Here is a 13,539-nt window from a genome sequence, read left to right on the forward strand (position 1 = left end):
GTCCCGATGACTGCATTGAACGAACGGACTGCATCCGAGCTTGCACAGATGCTGGCGGCGGGAGATGTCTCCGCTGAAGAGCTTATGCGTGCCTGCCTTGAACGTGTGGCTGATCGCGAGGAGACGGTGCAGGCCTGGGCCTTCCTTGACCCTGAAATCGCCCTCGCCAATGCCCGCACTGCCGATGCCCGCCGTAAGGCGGGGGCTGCGCTTGGGCCTCTGCATGGTATGCCTGTCGGCATCAAGGATGTGATCGAGACCGCCGATATGCCAACCGAGAATGGCTCGGATCTGTTCCGTGGACAGCATACGGGGCGCGATGCGGTATGCGTTGCCATGCTGCGCAATGCCGGTGCGGTGATCATGGGCAAGACGGTCACCACCGAGCTTGCCAATGGCTGTCCCAGCAAGACGCGCAATCCACATAACCCGGAGCATACGCCCGGAGGCTCCTCCGCTGGTTCTGGCGCGGCGGTGGCGGATTTCCATGTTCCGCTGGCGCTTGGCACGCAAACCGCTGGCTCGGTGATCCGGCCCGGCTCCTTCAATGGTATCCATGCCCTAAAGCCGACTGTCGGACGTATCCCGCGCGATGGCGTTTTGATGCAGTCTCACACGCTCGATACAGTCGGTGTGTTCGGCCGCTCCGTCGAGGATTTGGCGCTGATCACGGACAGTTTATCGGATTTCAGTGCCACGAATGTTTCAAGATATGGCGACCGCTGCGCGGAACTTGTCTCGGCCATCCAGCAGGATATCCTCGCACCGCGCTTTGCCTTTTTGGAGACCCCTGCCTGGGCTGAAGCGGATGCGGGTGCTCGCAAAGCTATTGAGGGCGTTGTCGCTGGTCTGGGCGCACAATGTGTGCGGGAAAGCTTACCATCTCCCTTCGACCGCATTATCGACTTTCACGGGGCGGTCGGCGCCGGCGAGCTTTTGGCCTATTACGGGCATCATGCCGAAGTAAGCCCTCATAAGGTCAGCGCCTTGCTTAAAGAGCGGTTGGCTGACGCCAAGGGTGTTGGTGCAGGAGATTATATATCGGCGCTGCTTGCACGCGGCCCTCTTAACGAGGCTTTGGCCGCGTTACTTGATCGGTATGATGCGGTTCTCTGTCTGCCTGCGCCTGGACCCGCACCGCGCGGTTTCGCCACCACAGGCTCACCCAAGTTCAACGGGTTGTGGACCTACCTTGGTGTGCCTTGCGTGAGTTTACCGCGGCTGAGCGTCGATGGTTTGCCGCTGGGTGTTCAACTTGTCGGGAAGCCTGGCGAGGATGGAAAGTTGTTGCGCACGGCCCGCTGGCTCGACCGCACGCTAGCCTGATAACGTATCCTGATTAATCGTCAGCCTTTGCCGCCGCAAGCCGCGCCCGTCTTTGCCGGAACGTCTCGCGTTGGGCGATATAGAGCGTGCTGGCGACGATGAGACCCGCGCCGACGATGGTACGCTCGTCTGGAACCTCCGCGAACACGATATAGCCGGCTCCGGCAATGGTGATCAGCCGGAGATACTGGAAGACCGAGATCGCGCTGGCCTCGCCGACGGCGTAGGCCTTGATGTCGAAATAGACACGCGCGGTGGCCCCGATGCTGAGCACAACAAGGACGAGCCAGAGCGACTGGTCCGGCCAGACCCAATGGGACAGGGCGGGCGGTGCGCTAGCCAGTGTGGTCATTACCATGAAATAGATCATCAACGTGCCGGGAGGGTCATCCTTCGAGAGGATCTTTCCCTGTATGAGTATGACTGCGAAGAGTACGGCACTGATCAGCGCCGCAAGCATCGCGAATTCGACCGTGTCCAGGGTCGGGTTGACCACAACGATAATGCCGGCGAACCCGACCAGAGTGGCGCCCCAACGGTGTATGCCGACTTTCTCGCCAAGCATTGGTCCGGCCAGCGCGGTCATGAAAAGCGGGGTCGAGAAGAACAGTACGGAGGCCGTGGTGATAGGCAGGTTGCCGAGGGCATAGAAGCCCGCATTCATCGAGACGGCGCCCAAGGCGCCGCGCACCAGATGCTTTTTCCAGTGCCGGCTGAACAGCACGTTTTTGCCGGAGTTGATGACGAAGGGTGCCATTATGACCAGCGAGAGAACGCATCGCAGAAACACGATCTGCGTGGACGAAAGACCGCCGGACGCCATCTTGACCCCGACGGTCATCACTGTTGCCGCCAGACAGGAGGCGAGGATCCACAGCGCTCCCTGGAGATTATTTGAGAGCGCTGCTTTTGCCACGGGTTAGACCAGTCCTTCGAGACCGCCGTCGACGCTGAGCGCCTGGCCTGTGATGTGGGCTCCGGCTGACGAGCAGAGAAACAGGATCATCGAGGCGATATCGTCTGCCGTGACGAAGACCTTGAGTGAGGTGATGGAAGCGAGCTCGTCCCGCATTGCGTTTTCGGAGACCTTCTTCGCTGCTGCCTTGGCCTTGATTACCCGATCAATCCTGTCACCTTCGACGGCACCGGGCTGGATACAGTTGCAGCGGATTCCATCCGGCCCAAGCTCAAGTGCCAGTGTGCGCGTAAAGCCGACAATGCCCCACTTTGCAGCGGAGTAGGGGCTGCGCAACGGGAAGCCGAACTTGCCTGCCGCCGAGGAGAGATTGATGATCGCGCCGCCGCCTGAGTCTCGCAGGTAAGGAACGGCCATCTGACTCATCAGGAACGTACTGGTCAGATTGATGTCCATGCAGGTCTGCCAGTCTTCGAGGCTGATATCCTCAACCCGATCGGTTGGCCCGGCCGTACCGGCATTGTTCACCAGGATGTCGAGCCCGCCGAGATCCTCGATCGCGGCCTTAAACATGTCCTTCAGCGCGAGCCGGTCACAGACGTCGGTGATCGTGCCGTTCAGGTTTGGCACCTTGTCCCGGGCATCCTCGAGCTGGTCCTGGTCAATGTCGCAGATGAAGACTTTTGCACCGGCTTCGCTGAACATTTCGGCTGTCCTGCGGCCGATGCCTCCTGCGCCTGCCGTGATCAGCGCGCGCTTGCCCGTCAGATCGAGCTTCATGTTTCCCCCCTGTCAAAAGCTTCTGGTTTTGTTTGGAGGGTGACTATAGCCGTTATGCTGCGGTGCGATGAGAGAGAAATCGGCGAAGTATCAGTTCTGAATTTGCCTGAGTTTCGGGAGTGTGGCATGGAGTGCTACCGTAAATGATACGCCGTCTCCCCGAGTTTCCCCCGACTTTCTACAAGCCATGCATGACCGGTAATTGGCGGGATCGGAAACCTTGCGGCCTGCCGGAATCAGCAAAAGTGAAGACAGATGAACGACATCCCGAGCGACTTTGACAAAGCCCGCGCTTTGCACCTTTCTGGCCGAAGTTCCGAAGCCCGTCCGATCTACGAAGCGATGCTCAAGAATAGGCCTCAGCACGCCGACGCGCTGCATATGCTTGGCATGACTCACTTCGAAGAGGGACGTTTTGACGTTGCTGAAGGGTTGGTTGCCCAGGCTGTTGAGCTAGATAGCCGCAACGCCGCTTACCTGAACAATTATTCGCTGATTCTTATTAAGCTGGGGCGGCAATGTGAGGCTTTTGAAGCGATCGCCAACTCGCTCGAACTCGATCCGGACGATGCCAATACCTACTACAATCTCGCCCTAAACATTCAGGGTTTTGGGCTGATCCAGGAATCAATCCCGGTCCTTGAGGCCGCGCTTGCCTATAACCCGGACAACCACCTCATTCATAACAATCTGGCATATGCGCTTCAGCGAGTTGGAGAGCTCAAGAGCGCGGCCTGGCATTTCAGGCAAGCACTGAGACTTCGACCGGAATTTGCATCCGCACGCTTCAATCGCGCTCTTCTCGACATTGCTTGTGGGGAGTTCGAACGTGGCTGGCTGGAATATGAGTGGCGTTGGCAGCTTCCCACACAGGCTCTGGAGCGTCGGAACTTCCCCCGGCCTAGCTGGGACGGCAGGCCTCTCAACGGAAAGACGATTCTGCTCCACGCCGAACAGGGCATAGGAGACACCATTCAATTTGCTCGCTATGTGCCGATGGTCAAGGAGCGGGGTGGTCGTGTGATTATGCTGGTGGACCAAAGCAGGACTGGCCTTGCCGAGCTTTTCCAGTCGCTGGCGGGTGTGGACGAGATATACACGAACGCTGCGGATCTTCCGAATTTTGCCTTTCATTGCCCGCTTGGCAGTCTGCCTCTTTTGTTCGAGACGCGCGTCGACACGATCCCGGCCAAATTCCCCTATCTTGCGGCTGGCGCGAATGCCAAACGGCAATGGCAGGAACGCCTTGCTCCGTTCAAAGGTCTCAAGGTCGGCCTAGTGTGGGCCGGGCGCGCGATGCATCGCAACGACCGTTTCCGCTCGCTTTATCAGCCGAAGGATCAAATTGGGACAACGAAAGCCGTTCCTGATTTCAACAAAATGATGGCGCGCGTCGCTTCTCTTCCGAATTTGGGGGGGCTGGCCGACAGTCCGAGAACGCCGGCCGCTGATAATGCCAGCCTGGAGGTTCTGTTCGATATTGAAGGGATTGACTGGTTCAGTCTGCAGGTCGGAGAGAGACAGAGCGACTTACCGAAACCCCTCTTTACCACTTTGACGGATCTCAGCGCGCATCTCACGAATTTCGAACAGACGGCGGCTGCACTTGAAGAACTTGATCTACTGATTACAGTCGACACATCGGTTGTTCACGTGGCAGGAGCCCTTGGGCGACCGGCCTTGCTTCTCAAATCGAAAGCCCCCGAATGGCGTTGGCCGAGCGGGCAGGAGACGTCGCCTTGGTATCCGAGTGTGGAGGTCTTCGAACAGAAGCGGCTCGGAGACTGGACCGACGTCATAGATCGGACAGCCGGTCAACTGCGTGAGATGGTTTCTCTTTAGCCAGAAGTCCTTTGCAAAAGACAAGGCCATCACCGGGTGGCCCCTTCGAAAAGGGGAAAGCCTGGTCCGATATGCTCCGTATGGTTTTCGAATAGCTACTTCTGGTATTGACGCTTCACCTTGTCGCGGGCCTTTTCCTTGTTCTCGCTGCCATAGACCAGACCGGCGATAACGAAGGCTAGGGAGAGGCCGAGAGCGGACATTGTGGCGCCGAAGCCCCAGAGTGGGCCGTATTCTCGGCCGATGAAGACGATGCCGTACCAGAAGGAGAAGAAAGACGCGACGGCAGCCATCAGCAGGAAGCCGATGCGCACGCAGAGTCCGCCGATGCGGTTGGCCGACATCAGCTCGCGGAAGGCGGCGCTGGTTTCGGCGTCGCGAATGGCCTTGGTGATATCCTTGCGGGCGAGCTTGGTCCAGTCGCCGACGCGCATCCCGGTCTTGCCGTCGGTCCGGCCGGGGTTGAGGATCACCTCTTTCAGGTCGTCGACGATCTCTTTCGCCCGCTCTTCCGCAGGGCGCCGTTTCAGGCTGGGAAATGCGGAGTCGTTGTCGCGGTCCTTTTTATCGTCAGAAGAGGCATCGCGTGTCAGATCGAATACGGCGGGTGTGCGATCGTCGGCCATCAAGCTGGCGGCTCCTCTGAAACTGTTCATCGCATAAAGCTCACGCGCATCCCTGCGCGACCATTTCATGCAAGTAGCGGTTCAGGGTCGTCGTTGCAACAGGCTCGGCGGGATCGAACAGCAGGGTTAAGGCTGCCGTTTCAGGATCGTAACGCCGGACGGAGATCTTGGCGTTGAACAGCGCGCCGGGTCCGGCAGTCGGTACTAGCACGCGTAGTTCCGCCCGGTCGTCCGGTTTCAGGTTGCCATAATAACCAACGATCTTGATGCCATGCGTATTCCAGTCGTCGATCGTATAGGGGGTCGATCCGACCACAGCCGTCATCGGTGCGGTTGCGCGTGGCGCGCGACGGCGGTCATCAGATAATGACCGGTCGACGGACTCGGAAGTGGACTGCGACATGGGCGGCCTCGTTTCTGTCATTCGCGATTTTCTTGGCGGTTCCGGCCCTTCTGTTCCGACCCGCGGTGGATGCCAGCTTTGCAAGCAACCTGCGTGCCATTTTTCTTGCCGCGACGACAATTCCTTAAATTAGGGTGAGTTTCATTGCTATTTGCAAGGATTGGCGCGTGGCCTCGCCCGATGCGGCAAGTTCTGCCGGACTGAAACTGCCGGACTTGCCAGGTGTACCTAGCTGTGCCGGGCGATGACCGGGTCCCTGGAGGGCCAGGCCGGCCGGGTTGCGATATCTTTCGAGGCGCAGGCACTGCAGCGCATCCGCGTGCCGATCTCGGGCACGGGATAATCCGGGCCGAGTTGAGAGATGAGCATGGCCGTTGCCGCTTCGGCATTGTGGCCGCAGCGGTTGCACCAGCAGAACACGCCGATACCAGCCCGCGCGAGATCGGCGAGAGTGGCAGGCCGGTTGTGCTGTTCGTCCCGCTGCAGGGCCTTGTCTTTAAAGCGTCCCATCCATCGCATCCATGCTGGAAACTGAATGAGAACATAACAAGAACACTTTAGATAAACAAGCAGATGACTGGATTGTCGGGACTACGTTCCGGTGACGTTTAGAGGTTTTGCCAGACAGGTTCCGACGTGCCGATGGGGCCAGCCGGGAAATCCCAGGAAACCGGAACACGCGAGACCGTCAGCGCCGACGCCAGACGGCGTGCGGGCCCCCAGTGGGTCTCTTCGATGTCCGGAGCGAGGTCTGTTTCGGTTTCCGGGGAGAATTGCGGCTCGTCCGTGTTTTGCTTCTGGCCTTCGAGCAGTACGGCGGTGCGGGCAAGGGAGGTGCGGAAGGCGCTGCCGTCGCCGTTCCGGACGCGCTCGGCGAGGCCGCTGATGGCCGCTGTCGCGACGATGAAGCCGGTTGCGTAATCCAGTGCCTGGACCGGAAGCGGCGTCGGCTTGTCCTTGCCGTAACGACGCATGCCGGTTTCGGCGATGCCGCTGCTCATCTGCACAATGCTGTCGAAGCCGCGCCGTCCGGCCCACGGCCCCGTCCAGCCATATGCGCAAAGCGCCACGTCGACCAGCCCGGGATTGAGCGAGCGGCGTTCGGATGCGCCGAGACCGAGACCGTCGAGCGCATCTCCGCGATAACCGTGCACCATGACATCGGCTTCCGCGATCAGCTGTTTCAGGCGTTGCCTGTCTGCACCCTTGCGCAGGTCTAGAATGGCAGAGCGCTTGCCCAGGGTCATTTCCTCCGCCAGCGCCTCGACCCAGAGATCGGCCGGCGGGTCGATCCGGAGCACGTCGGCCCCGTATCCGGCAAGGAAGCGGGTGGCGGTTGGTCCGGCCAGGACCCGGGTCAGATCGAGCACCCGGATGCCGTCCAGCGGTCGGGCGCGGCTCACTTCCCAGTTTGCCGGGGAGGGCCCGGAAAAGGTTTCGCGACAAAGAAGCGGCTCTTCAGCGACGGCCTTGCCCTGAGGGTGTGCGGCCCAGGCGGCGCTGGAGCGTAGCTCCCCGGCGCAGCCGCCAGCTGCGATAACAGCGCCTTCGAGTTCGGCGGCATTCCATTTGGCCACGGCGGCGGCGACATCCGCCCGTTCGGTCTCGGCCGTATCAGGGATGCCAAGGGCCTTCAGGGCGGCGATCCGATGATGCGGCGCATTGGTGTGAAGCCGGATCCAGCCGTCCTTCGTCGCATAATCTCCCGCCACCGAATCCCAAGGCGCCGGGAGTTCCCATCCGTCCGGCCGAAGCGAGCTTTTGTACCAGAATGAGGCAAGCCGCCGGTCCACATCCACAGCAGGGGCCGCATCGTGTCGAGCGGCAATCAATTCGGCAATGGCTTCTCCGGCGGCCGCGATGGAGGCCGCCGCCAGATCCGTTACGGCATAGGCTGATGGCAAGGTTCCGGAGCCTGTGACGGTTGGTGCCGGACGGTCGGACAGCCGGGCGGCTTTCCGAATCTCGGAGAGAAAAGCATCGAATGGGGGCATGGTTTCAACCGGTAACGAGGCGGGGCAATTTCTCAAACTGAGAGATAACGTCTACCAAAGATGGCGAGGATGCGATCTTTTTGTAACCCGACACCAGCTCAAAGGTCGGTTGGCGCTGGCCTTTGCGTTGATTCTTGGAGATCGAGAACAGCGGCAACTCGTGGCTATGGCGGAAAATCGAGAAGGCGGCACCGTCGTCCGAATGGTCGATTGCATAATCGCGCCACTCGCCGGAAATAACGCGGCTCGAGTATAATGCGAGTAGCTGGCCGAGTTCTTTTTTTGTGAAGAAGAGACCGCGCTGCGGCGACCGGCTTTTCTTGAGCCGAATCAAATCCGCCATGAGCTGATCACCGTTGGATTTGTTGCCGTTTCATGAAAGACAGTTTTCCCGAAAAATCGCCCGGCGTAAAGGCCACGATAGCGGAAAGTAAGGAGACCTTCAGAGCGGTTTGATTTCGGCGGGCGCGCCATGTAGGTTGCGCTCTTCCGCCGGAAGCCGGATACGCGGAATGCTGTCCGGAACAAAGGCGCTGGGACCTGGCTGCCGGTCCATTCGCTCAAGCGAGCGAGCGGGGGCGGCGCATCGCAACGGAGATACGCGTGGCAGACATTTTTCGCGAGATTGATGAAGAACTCCAGCAGGAGAAGGCGGCCAAGCTCTGGAAGCGGTATGGCCCCTATGTCATCGCGCTTGCGGTTCTGGTTATAGCGGCTGTTGCCGGGTACCGTTTCTGGCAGTCCTACGAGGCAGACCAGCGCGCAAACCAGTCCGCCCGTTATGAGGCTGCGGCGAGAGCTCTTGCCGAAGACCCCTCAGCGGCAGCAGCCGGGTTTGGCGCGCTCGCCGGAGATAGCAATGCCGGCTACGCCGCTCTTGCGACCCTGCGTCAGGCAGCGGCCTCTATCGAGGCTGGTGATGCTGAAGGTGCGGTGCTGATCTACAACAAAATGGTTGATGATCAGGCTGCGCCCGAACTGTTTCGTGACCTGGCCCTTCTGCTTTCCATCTCGCATCGGATCGATAGCGGGGATGCGGCAGATCTCTCCCGGGACATTTCAGCGCTCGCCAGCAAGACTGGCCCGTGGCGCTCACTGGCCCGCGAGACCGAAGCTATGATCGCGCTGAAGGTCGGTGACAAGGCTAAGGCTCTTGAGGTTCTAAACGCGCTCAACGCCGATGTGGCGACGCCGCGGCAGCAGCGGGCCCGAGTGACGGAACTGATCAGCGCCATCGGCGCCGAGTGAGCGGGATGAGTGGCATGCGTTCCTGGCGGGCCCTAGGCTTGGCATTTTTTGCGGCAGCTCTCCTGCAGGGTTGCAGCGCAGACTCGCTGTTTTTCGGTGAGGAAGAGGAAGGTCCGCCGCTGGAAGGCGAGCGGCTGCCAATCCTTGCGCTTGAGGAGAGCTTGACCGCTGATCCTGACCTTGCCGAACTGAAGATCGTTCTGCCGCGGCCCTTCGAGAACAGGGACTGGCCGCAGCCGGGCGGCAACGCTTTACACGCAATGCAGCATTTGGCGGCTGGCGATGTCCTGAAACGCGCCTGGTCAACCAGTATCGGCAGTGGCTCGGACGATGAAATCCAGCTTATCGCGAGCCCGATCGTCGTTGACGGCCTGATCTACACGATGGATGGCGAAGGAGAGGTCTCCGCGCTCTCCGTTGTGGATGGTGACCGGATATGGTCGGTTGAAACGCGGCCAGACGATGAAGACGAGACGATCTTTCCGGGCGGCATCGCGGCCGGTGACGGAAAACTGATCGCGGCTACCGGATATGGCGAAGTGATTGCCTTCGATCTGAAGGACGGCTCGGAGTTCTGGCGCTCTCGGCTCCCCGGGCCGGCCCGTGCCGCACCGACAGTGATTGACGGCAGGATCTTCGTAAGCATTCTCGGGAACCAGTCCTTCTCGCTTGATCTCAGGGACGGGACCCGTGTCTGGTCCCATACAGGAATTTCGGAAGAGTCTGCTCTGCTTGGCATCGCCAGCCCGGCGGTGAGCGGCGGTTCGGCTATCATTCCCTATTCCTCTGGCGAGATTTTCGTTCTCCGGGTGGAGAATGGCCGGTTGATCTGGAGTGACAACCTGAGTGCGATCAGGGGCCGCAACGCCGTTTCCAGGCTTTCGGATATTCGCGGTAATCCGGTGGTGGATGATGGCCTTGTGATCGCCATCAGCCAGGCTGGACGCCTGCTGGCGACGGATCTGAAGTCCGGTCGCCGTGTCTGGGAAGCGCGGGTCGGTGGGGATCAGACCCCTTGGGTTGCTGGTGATTATATCTTTGTGGTGTCCGATCTAGGCGAGGTGTTGGCCTTGACCAAGCGCCGGGGCCAGATCCGCTGGATTCAGCAATTGCCGGTCTTCGAAAATCCCGAAGACAAGGAAGGCATTATCACTTACGCCGGGCCGGTGCTGGTCAGCGACCGTTTGCTGGTGGGGGCTTCGACTGGGGATGTCTATGCGATTTCGCCCTATACGGGGGACATCCTCGGCAAGATCGATATCGGATCACCGGTTTTCGTGCCGCCGATCGCCGCCGGGGGAACGGTATTCTTCCTGACCGATAATGGTGATCTCGACGCTTACCGCTAGGCCTTTGGCCGGTGGGGGCCGTGCTCGCACAGTGGCTATACCGCAACCCCGCATGGCGGCTATGCCGCAACAATGCTTGATCTGAGGCGTGCCTCGGGACTACGGAACAGCCATGAGTTTTACAGTCGCCATCATCGGCCGTCCTAATGTCGGCAAATCGACCATCTTCAACCGGCTCATCGGCAAGCGCCTTGCTATTGTCGACGATCAGCCGGGGGTTACCCGCGACCGTCGCGAGGGCGAGGGGCGAGTGGGTGATCTGACCTTCCGCCTGTTCGATACGGCCGGTCTTGAAGACGCGGATAACGAAAGCCTCGAAGGCCGGATGCGGCAGCAGACCGAGGCTGCCGTTGCTGAAGCGGATGCCGTTCTGTTTGTCATCGATGCCCGCGCCGGCGTTACGCCGCTGGACGATCACTTTGCCCGCTGGCTCCGCCGCGAGAAGCAGAAGGTCATCCTGGTCGCCAACAAGTGTGAGGGTAAGGCCGGCAAGCCAGGTCTCTACGAGTCTTTCGGGCTCGGTCTTGGCGACCCCGTGCCGCTTTCCGCCGAGCATGGCGAGGGGCTGAGCGAGCTTTACGATGCGCTTGCCGCTTTCGCGCCGGAAAGCGCGCATGACGACTACAGAGATCTCGACGATGACGGAGAGAGCGCTGACGATATCATTGAAGAATCACCAGACGGTGCCGTGACCTGGCGTGATGCCAAGGCGCCTGACACCATTCGGCTGGCAATTGTCGGCCGTCCGAATGTTGGCAAGTCTACCTTCGTGAACGCCTTGCTCGGCGAGGACCGCATGCTGACCGGCCCTGAGGCCGGGATCACCCGTGACGCCATTGAGAGTGACTGGGAATTCGAGGGGCAGCCGTTCAAGCTGTTCGATACGGCGGGTCTGCGCCGCCGCTCGAAAGTTACCAAGCGGCTTGAGTATCTCTCCGGTGAAGACACCCGCCGGGCTATCCAGTTCGCCCATGTCGTTGTGCTGATGCTTGATGCCAGCACGATGCTGGAAAAGCAGGATCTGACCATCGCCCGCATGGTGGTCGAGGAGGGCCGTGCCCTCGTCATCGCCGCCAACAAGTGGGATATTGTCGAGAACCGCGAGAAAGCCCTTGGTCAACTTCGCGATCGGCTGCAAACGTCGCTGCCGCAGGTGAAGGGCATCCCCTACATCACCATCTCGGCCGAACGAGGCCGCAATCTCGACAAGCTGCTGCATTCCATCGTCCAGACCTATGATACTTGGAACCGCCGGGTGTCGACGTCGCGCCTGAACCGCTGGCTCGCGGACATGACGGCTCAGCATTCTCCGCCGCTGGCCAAGGGGCGCCGGATCAAGCTGCGCTACATGACGCAGATCAAGACCCGTCCGCCGACCTTCGCTGCCTTCGTCAGCCAGCCGACAGAACTGCCGGAAGCCTACACGCGCTATCTGGTGAATGGCTTGCGCGAGAGCTTCCAGCTCACGGCAGTGCCGATCCGATTTTATCTGCGCGGCAGCAAGAACCCTTACGTTAACGACGAGTAAGCGCCTCATTCCAAAGCGGACTTGGCAATCGACGGGGAAGGGGACATCATGGTGGTCCTGCCTTTCCCAATCGAGGTCCTTGCCATGTCTGCCGCCCCCAAGAATCCCGTTCCATTGTGGCAATGGAGCGCTGTGGAGCTATCGGGAGCCATCCGTGATGCGCGTGTCAGCGCGTCTGATGCCGTAAGCTCTGTCGTCGAACGGATTCGTGCCGAGAACGGCCATCTCAACGCGATTGTATTCGACCAGACCGAGGCCGCCAAAGAGCAGGCAGCTTCCTATGATGAAATTCTGAAAACGGATGGCCCGATTGGCCCGCTCCACGGCGTGCCGGTAGCCATCAAGATCAACGTGGATCAGAAGGGCACGGCCAACAGCAATGGTGTCGTCGCCTTCAAGGATTTGATCGCGCCGGAGGATGCTCCGGTCGTACGCAATCTGAAAAAGGCCGGGGCGATTATAGTCGGCAGGACCAATACGCCGGAATTCTCTTTCCGCGCGACGACAGTCAACGAGCTGCATGGCCGCACCTACAATCCGTGGGACGACAATCATTCGCCCGGCGGCTCCTCCGGCGGTGCGTCCTCCGCCGTTGCGGCCGGGTTCTGTCCCATTGCCCACGGCAATGATATCGGCGGCTCACTGCGCTTTCCGGCCTATCAGACCGGCGCCGTGACCGTACGGCCGACCCTGGGACGCGTGCCTGCCTATAATCCGTCCGGTAAGGAAGAACGGTCGCTGCTCGCCCAGCTTATGTCTGTCCAGGGCATCATTGCCCGCGAGGTGCGCGATGTGCGGCTCGCAACGAAGGTAATGGCCGGATATGACGCCCGCGATCCGATGCAGGTGCCATTGCCGTTTGAAGGGCCGGCGGTCGAGCAGCCGATCAAGGTCGCTCTCTGCCGCGAAACCAATGGCTATTCCATGCACCCTGCGATCGACGCCGCGCTGGAAAAAACCGCCGAACAGCTGGAAAAGGCCGGATATCGGGTTGAGGAAGCGGCGCCGCCAATGATCCGGGAGGCTGCGGCCGAAGCACTGCCCGCGCTTTATGCCGATTGCGAGATCTTCATCGGCGAGGTGATCAAGAAATACGGCAGCGCTGAGATCCAGAAGGCGTTTGATTTCTACTTCGAGAACTATCCGCCGACTGATGCCGAAGGCCTACTGCGTGCCATGTCCCGCAGGACCCGTTATCTTCGGGAGTGGAATGTCTTTCTCGAGGACTATCCGCTGATCCTGACCCCTTTCATGATGCGCCCGGGCTTCACCTGGAACGAGGATTTGGACAGCTCCGCAGGAACGAAGGATATTTTCGATAGTTCTGTCTATAGCTGGTTGATCAATTTCCTCGGTCTGCCGGCCTCCATCGCACCGGCTGGTTATCACGACGGTCTGCCTATCTCCGTGCAGATCATCGGCCGCCGCTTTCGCGAAGATCTGACTCTTGATGCGGCCGAAGCGCTAGAGCGCGTGAATGGTGTTCAGATTCATGAGCTATGGAAGCGCAAAGGGCTGCGCTGATCA

At 60.1% G+C, this 13,539-nt stretch carries 13 protein-coding genes; 6 read left to right on the forward strand and 7 right to left on the reverse strand.

Going from position 1 to position 13,539, the window contains the following annotated elements; genetic code table 11:
• Positions 1-6 precede the first annotated feature (6 nt).
• The gene (locus tag ABJ076_RS12830; protein WP_348189265.1) at positions 7-1,326 is read left to right on the forward strand and encodes an amidase; all 1,320 of its coding nucleotides are present in this window, start codon (positions 7-9) and stop codon (positions 1,324-1,326) included.
• A 13-nt stretch (positions 1,327-1,339) separates the two neighbouring features.
• On the opposite strand, the gene ABJ076_RS12835 is transcribed toward ABJ076_RS12830, so the two are convergent.
• The gene (locus ABJ076_RS12835; RefSeq protein ID WP_348189263.1) at positions 1,340-2,242 is read right to left on the reverse strand and encodes a DMT family transporter; all 903 of its coding nucleotides are present in this window, start codon (positions 2,240-2,242) and stop codon (positions 1,340-1,342) included.
• Positions 2,243-2,245: 3 nt separating this feature from the next.
• On the reverse strand, positions 2,246-3,022 hold the full coding sequence (locus ABJ076_RS12840) for an SDR family oxidoreductase (RefSeq protein ID WP_348189261.1): 777 nt from the start codon (positions 3,020-3,022) through the stop codon (positions 2,246-2,248).
• 255 nt (positions 3,023-3,277) lie between these two features.
• On the opposite strand from ABJ076_RS12840, the gene ABJ076_RS12845 reads away from it, so the two are divergent.
• Positions 3,278-4,864 carry a tetratricopeptide repeat protein gene (locus ABJ076_RS12845; RefSeq protein WP_348189259.1) on the forward strand — a complete coding sequence of 529 codons (1,587 nt, stop codon included), beginning with the start codon at positions 3,278-3,280 and terminating at the stop codon, positions 4,862-4,864.
• A 95-nt stretch (positions 4,865-4,959) separates the two neighbouring features.
• Here the strand turns inward: ABJ076_RS12845 and ABJ076_RS12850 are convergent, their stop codons facing one another.
• The 5 genes from ABJ076_RS12850 to ABJ076_RS12870 all read right to left on the reverse strand — a co-directional run bounded on the left by ABJ076_RS12850 (position 4,960) and on the right by ABJ076_RS12870 (position 8,230).
• Positions 4,960-5,490 carry a hypothetical protein gene (locus ABJ076_RS12850; RefSeq protein ID WP_348189257.1) on the reverse strand — a complete coding sequence of 177 codons (531 nt, stop codon included), beginning with the start codon at positions 5,488-5,490 and terminating at the stop codon, positions 4,960-4,962.
• A gap of 40 nt (positions 5,491-5,530) precedes the next feature.
• Entirely contained in the window at positions 5,531-5,893 is a 363-nt protein-coding gene (locus tag ABJ076_RS12855) for a hypothetical protein (protein ID WP_348189255.1), read from the reverse strand.
• Between the two features lie 228 nt (positions 5,894-6,121).
• A complete protein-coding gene (locus ABJ076_RS12860) occupies positions 6,122-6,403 on the reverse strand; it encodes a hypothetical protein (protein ID WP_348189253.1) in 282 nt (93 codons plus the stop codon).
• A 98-nt stretch (positions 6,404-6,501) separates the two neighbouring features.
• A complete protein-coding gene (locus ABJ076_RS12865; RefSeq protein WP_348189251.1) occupies positions 6,502-7,887 on the reverse strand; it encodes a CoA transferase in 1,386 nt (461 codons plus the stop codon).
• 4 nt (positions 7,888-7,891) lie between these two features.
• Positions 7,892-8,230: a DUF2794 domain-containing protein gene (locus ABJ076_RS12870; protein ID WP_348189249.1), complete on the reverse strand. Its 339-nt coding sequence runs from the start codon at positions 8,228-8,230 to the stop codon at positions 7,892-7,894.
• Positions 8,231-8,490: 260 nt separating this feature from the next.
• Between ABJ076_RS12870 and ABJ076_RS12875 the strand changes: the two genes are divergently transcribed.
• The 4 genes from ABJ076_RS12875 (at position 8,491) to ABJ076_RS12890 (ending at position 13,536) form a co-directional block, all read left to right on the forward strand.
• Positions 8,491-9,135, forward strand: coding sequence for a tetratricopeptide repeat protein (locus tag ABJ076_RS12875; RefSeq protein ID WP_348189247.1), 645 nt, complete (start codon positions 8,491-8,493; stop codon positions 9,133-9,135).
• A gap of 14 nt (positions 9,136-9,149) precedes the next feature.
• Positions 9,150-10,484, forward strand: coding sequence for a PQQ-binding-like beta-propeller repeat protein (locus ABJ076_RS12880; RefSeq protein WP_348189245.1), 1,335 nt, complete (start codon positions 9,150-9,152; stop codon positions 10,482-10,484).
• 112 nt (positions 10,485-10,596) lie between these two features.
• Positions 10,597-12,012, forward strand: coding sequence for a ribosome biogenesis GTPase Der (gene der / locus ABJ076_RS12885; RefSeq protein ID WP_348189243.1), 1,416 nt, complete (start codon positions 10,597-10,599; stop codon positions 12,010-12,012).
• Positions 12,013-12,033: 21 nt separating this feature from the next.
• Positions 12,034-13,536: an amidase gene (locus ABJ076_RS12890; protein WP_348202608.1), complete on the forward strand. Its 1,503-nt coding sequence runs from the start codon at positions 12,034-12,036 to the stop codon at positions 13,534-13,536.
• The last annotated feature ends 3 nt before the right edge of the window (positions 13,537-13,539 follow it).

Source organism: Nisaea sp., from assembly GCF_039990255.1.
In the GTDB taxonomy this organism is placed as follows: domain Bacteria; phylum Pseudomonadota; class Alphaproteobacteria; order Thalassobaculales; family Thalassobaculaceae; genus Nisaea.

What these genes read in the sequence shown, in the direction of transcription:
- ABJ076_RS12845 (WP_348189259.1), top strand. Translation starts at nt 3,278, where the DNA reads ATGAACGACATCCCGAGCGACTTTGACAAAGCCCGCGCTTTGCACCTT.
- ABJ076_RS12880 (WP_348189245.1), top strand. Translation starts at nt 9,150, where the DNA reads ATGCGTTCCTGGCGGGCCCTAGGCTTGGCATTTTTTGCGGCAGCTCTC.
- ABJ076_RS12850 (WP_348189257.1), bottom strand. Translation starts at nt 5,490, where the DNA reads ATGGCCGACGATCGCACACCCGCCGTATTCGATCTGACACGCGATGCC.
- ABJ076_RS12855 (WP_348189255.1), bottom strand. Translation starts at nt 5,893, where the DNA reads ATGTCGCAGTCCACTTCCGAGTCCGTCGACCGGTCATTATCTGATGAC.
- ABJ076_RS12870 (WP_348189249.1), bottom strand. Translation starts at nt 8,230, where the DNA reads ATGGCGGATTTGATTCGGCTCAAGAAAAGCCGGTCGCCGCAGCGCGGT.
- ABJ076_RS12865 (WP_348189251.1), bottom strand. Translation starts at nt 7,887, where the DNA reads ATGCCCCCATTCGATGCTTTTCTCTCCGAGATTCGGAAAGCCGCCCGG.
- ABJ076_RS12830 (WP_348189265.1), top strand. Translation starts at nt 7, where the DNA reads ATGACTGCATTGAACGAACGGACTGCATCCGAGCTTGCACAGATGCTG.
- der (WP_348189243.1), top strand. Translation starts at nt 10,597, where the DNA reads ATGAGTTTTACAGTCGCCATCATCGGCCGTCCTAATGTCGGCAAATCG.
- ABJ076_RS12840 (WP_348189261.1), bottom strand. Translation starts at nt 3,022, where the DNA reads ATGAAGCTCGATCTGACGGGCAAGCGCGCGCTGATCACGGCAGGCGCA.
- ABJ076_RS12860 (WP_348189253.1), bottom strand. Translation starts at nt 6,403, where the DNA reads ATGGGACGCTTTAAAGACAAGGCCCTGCAGCGGGACGAACAGCACAAC.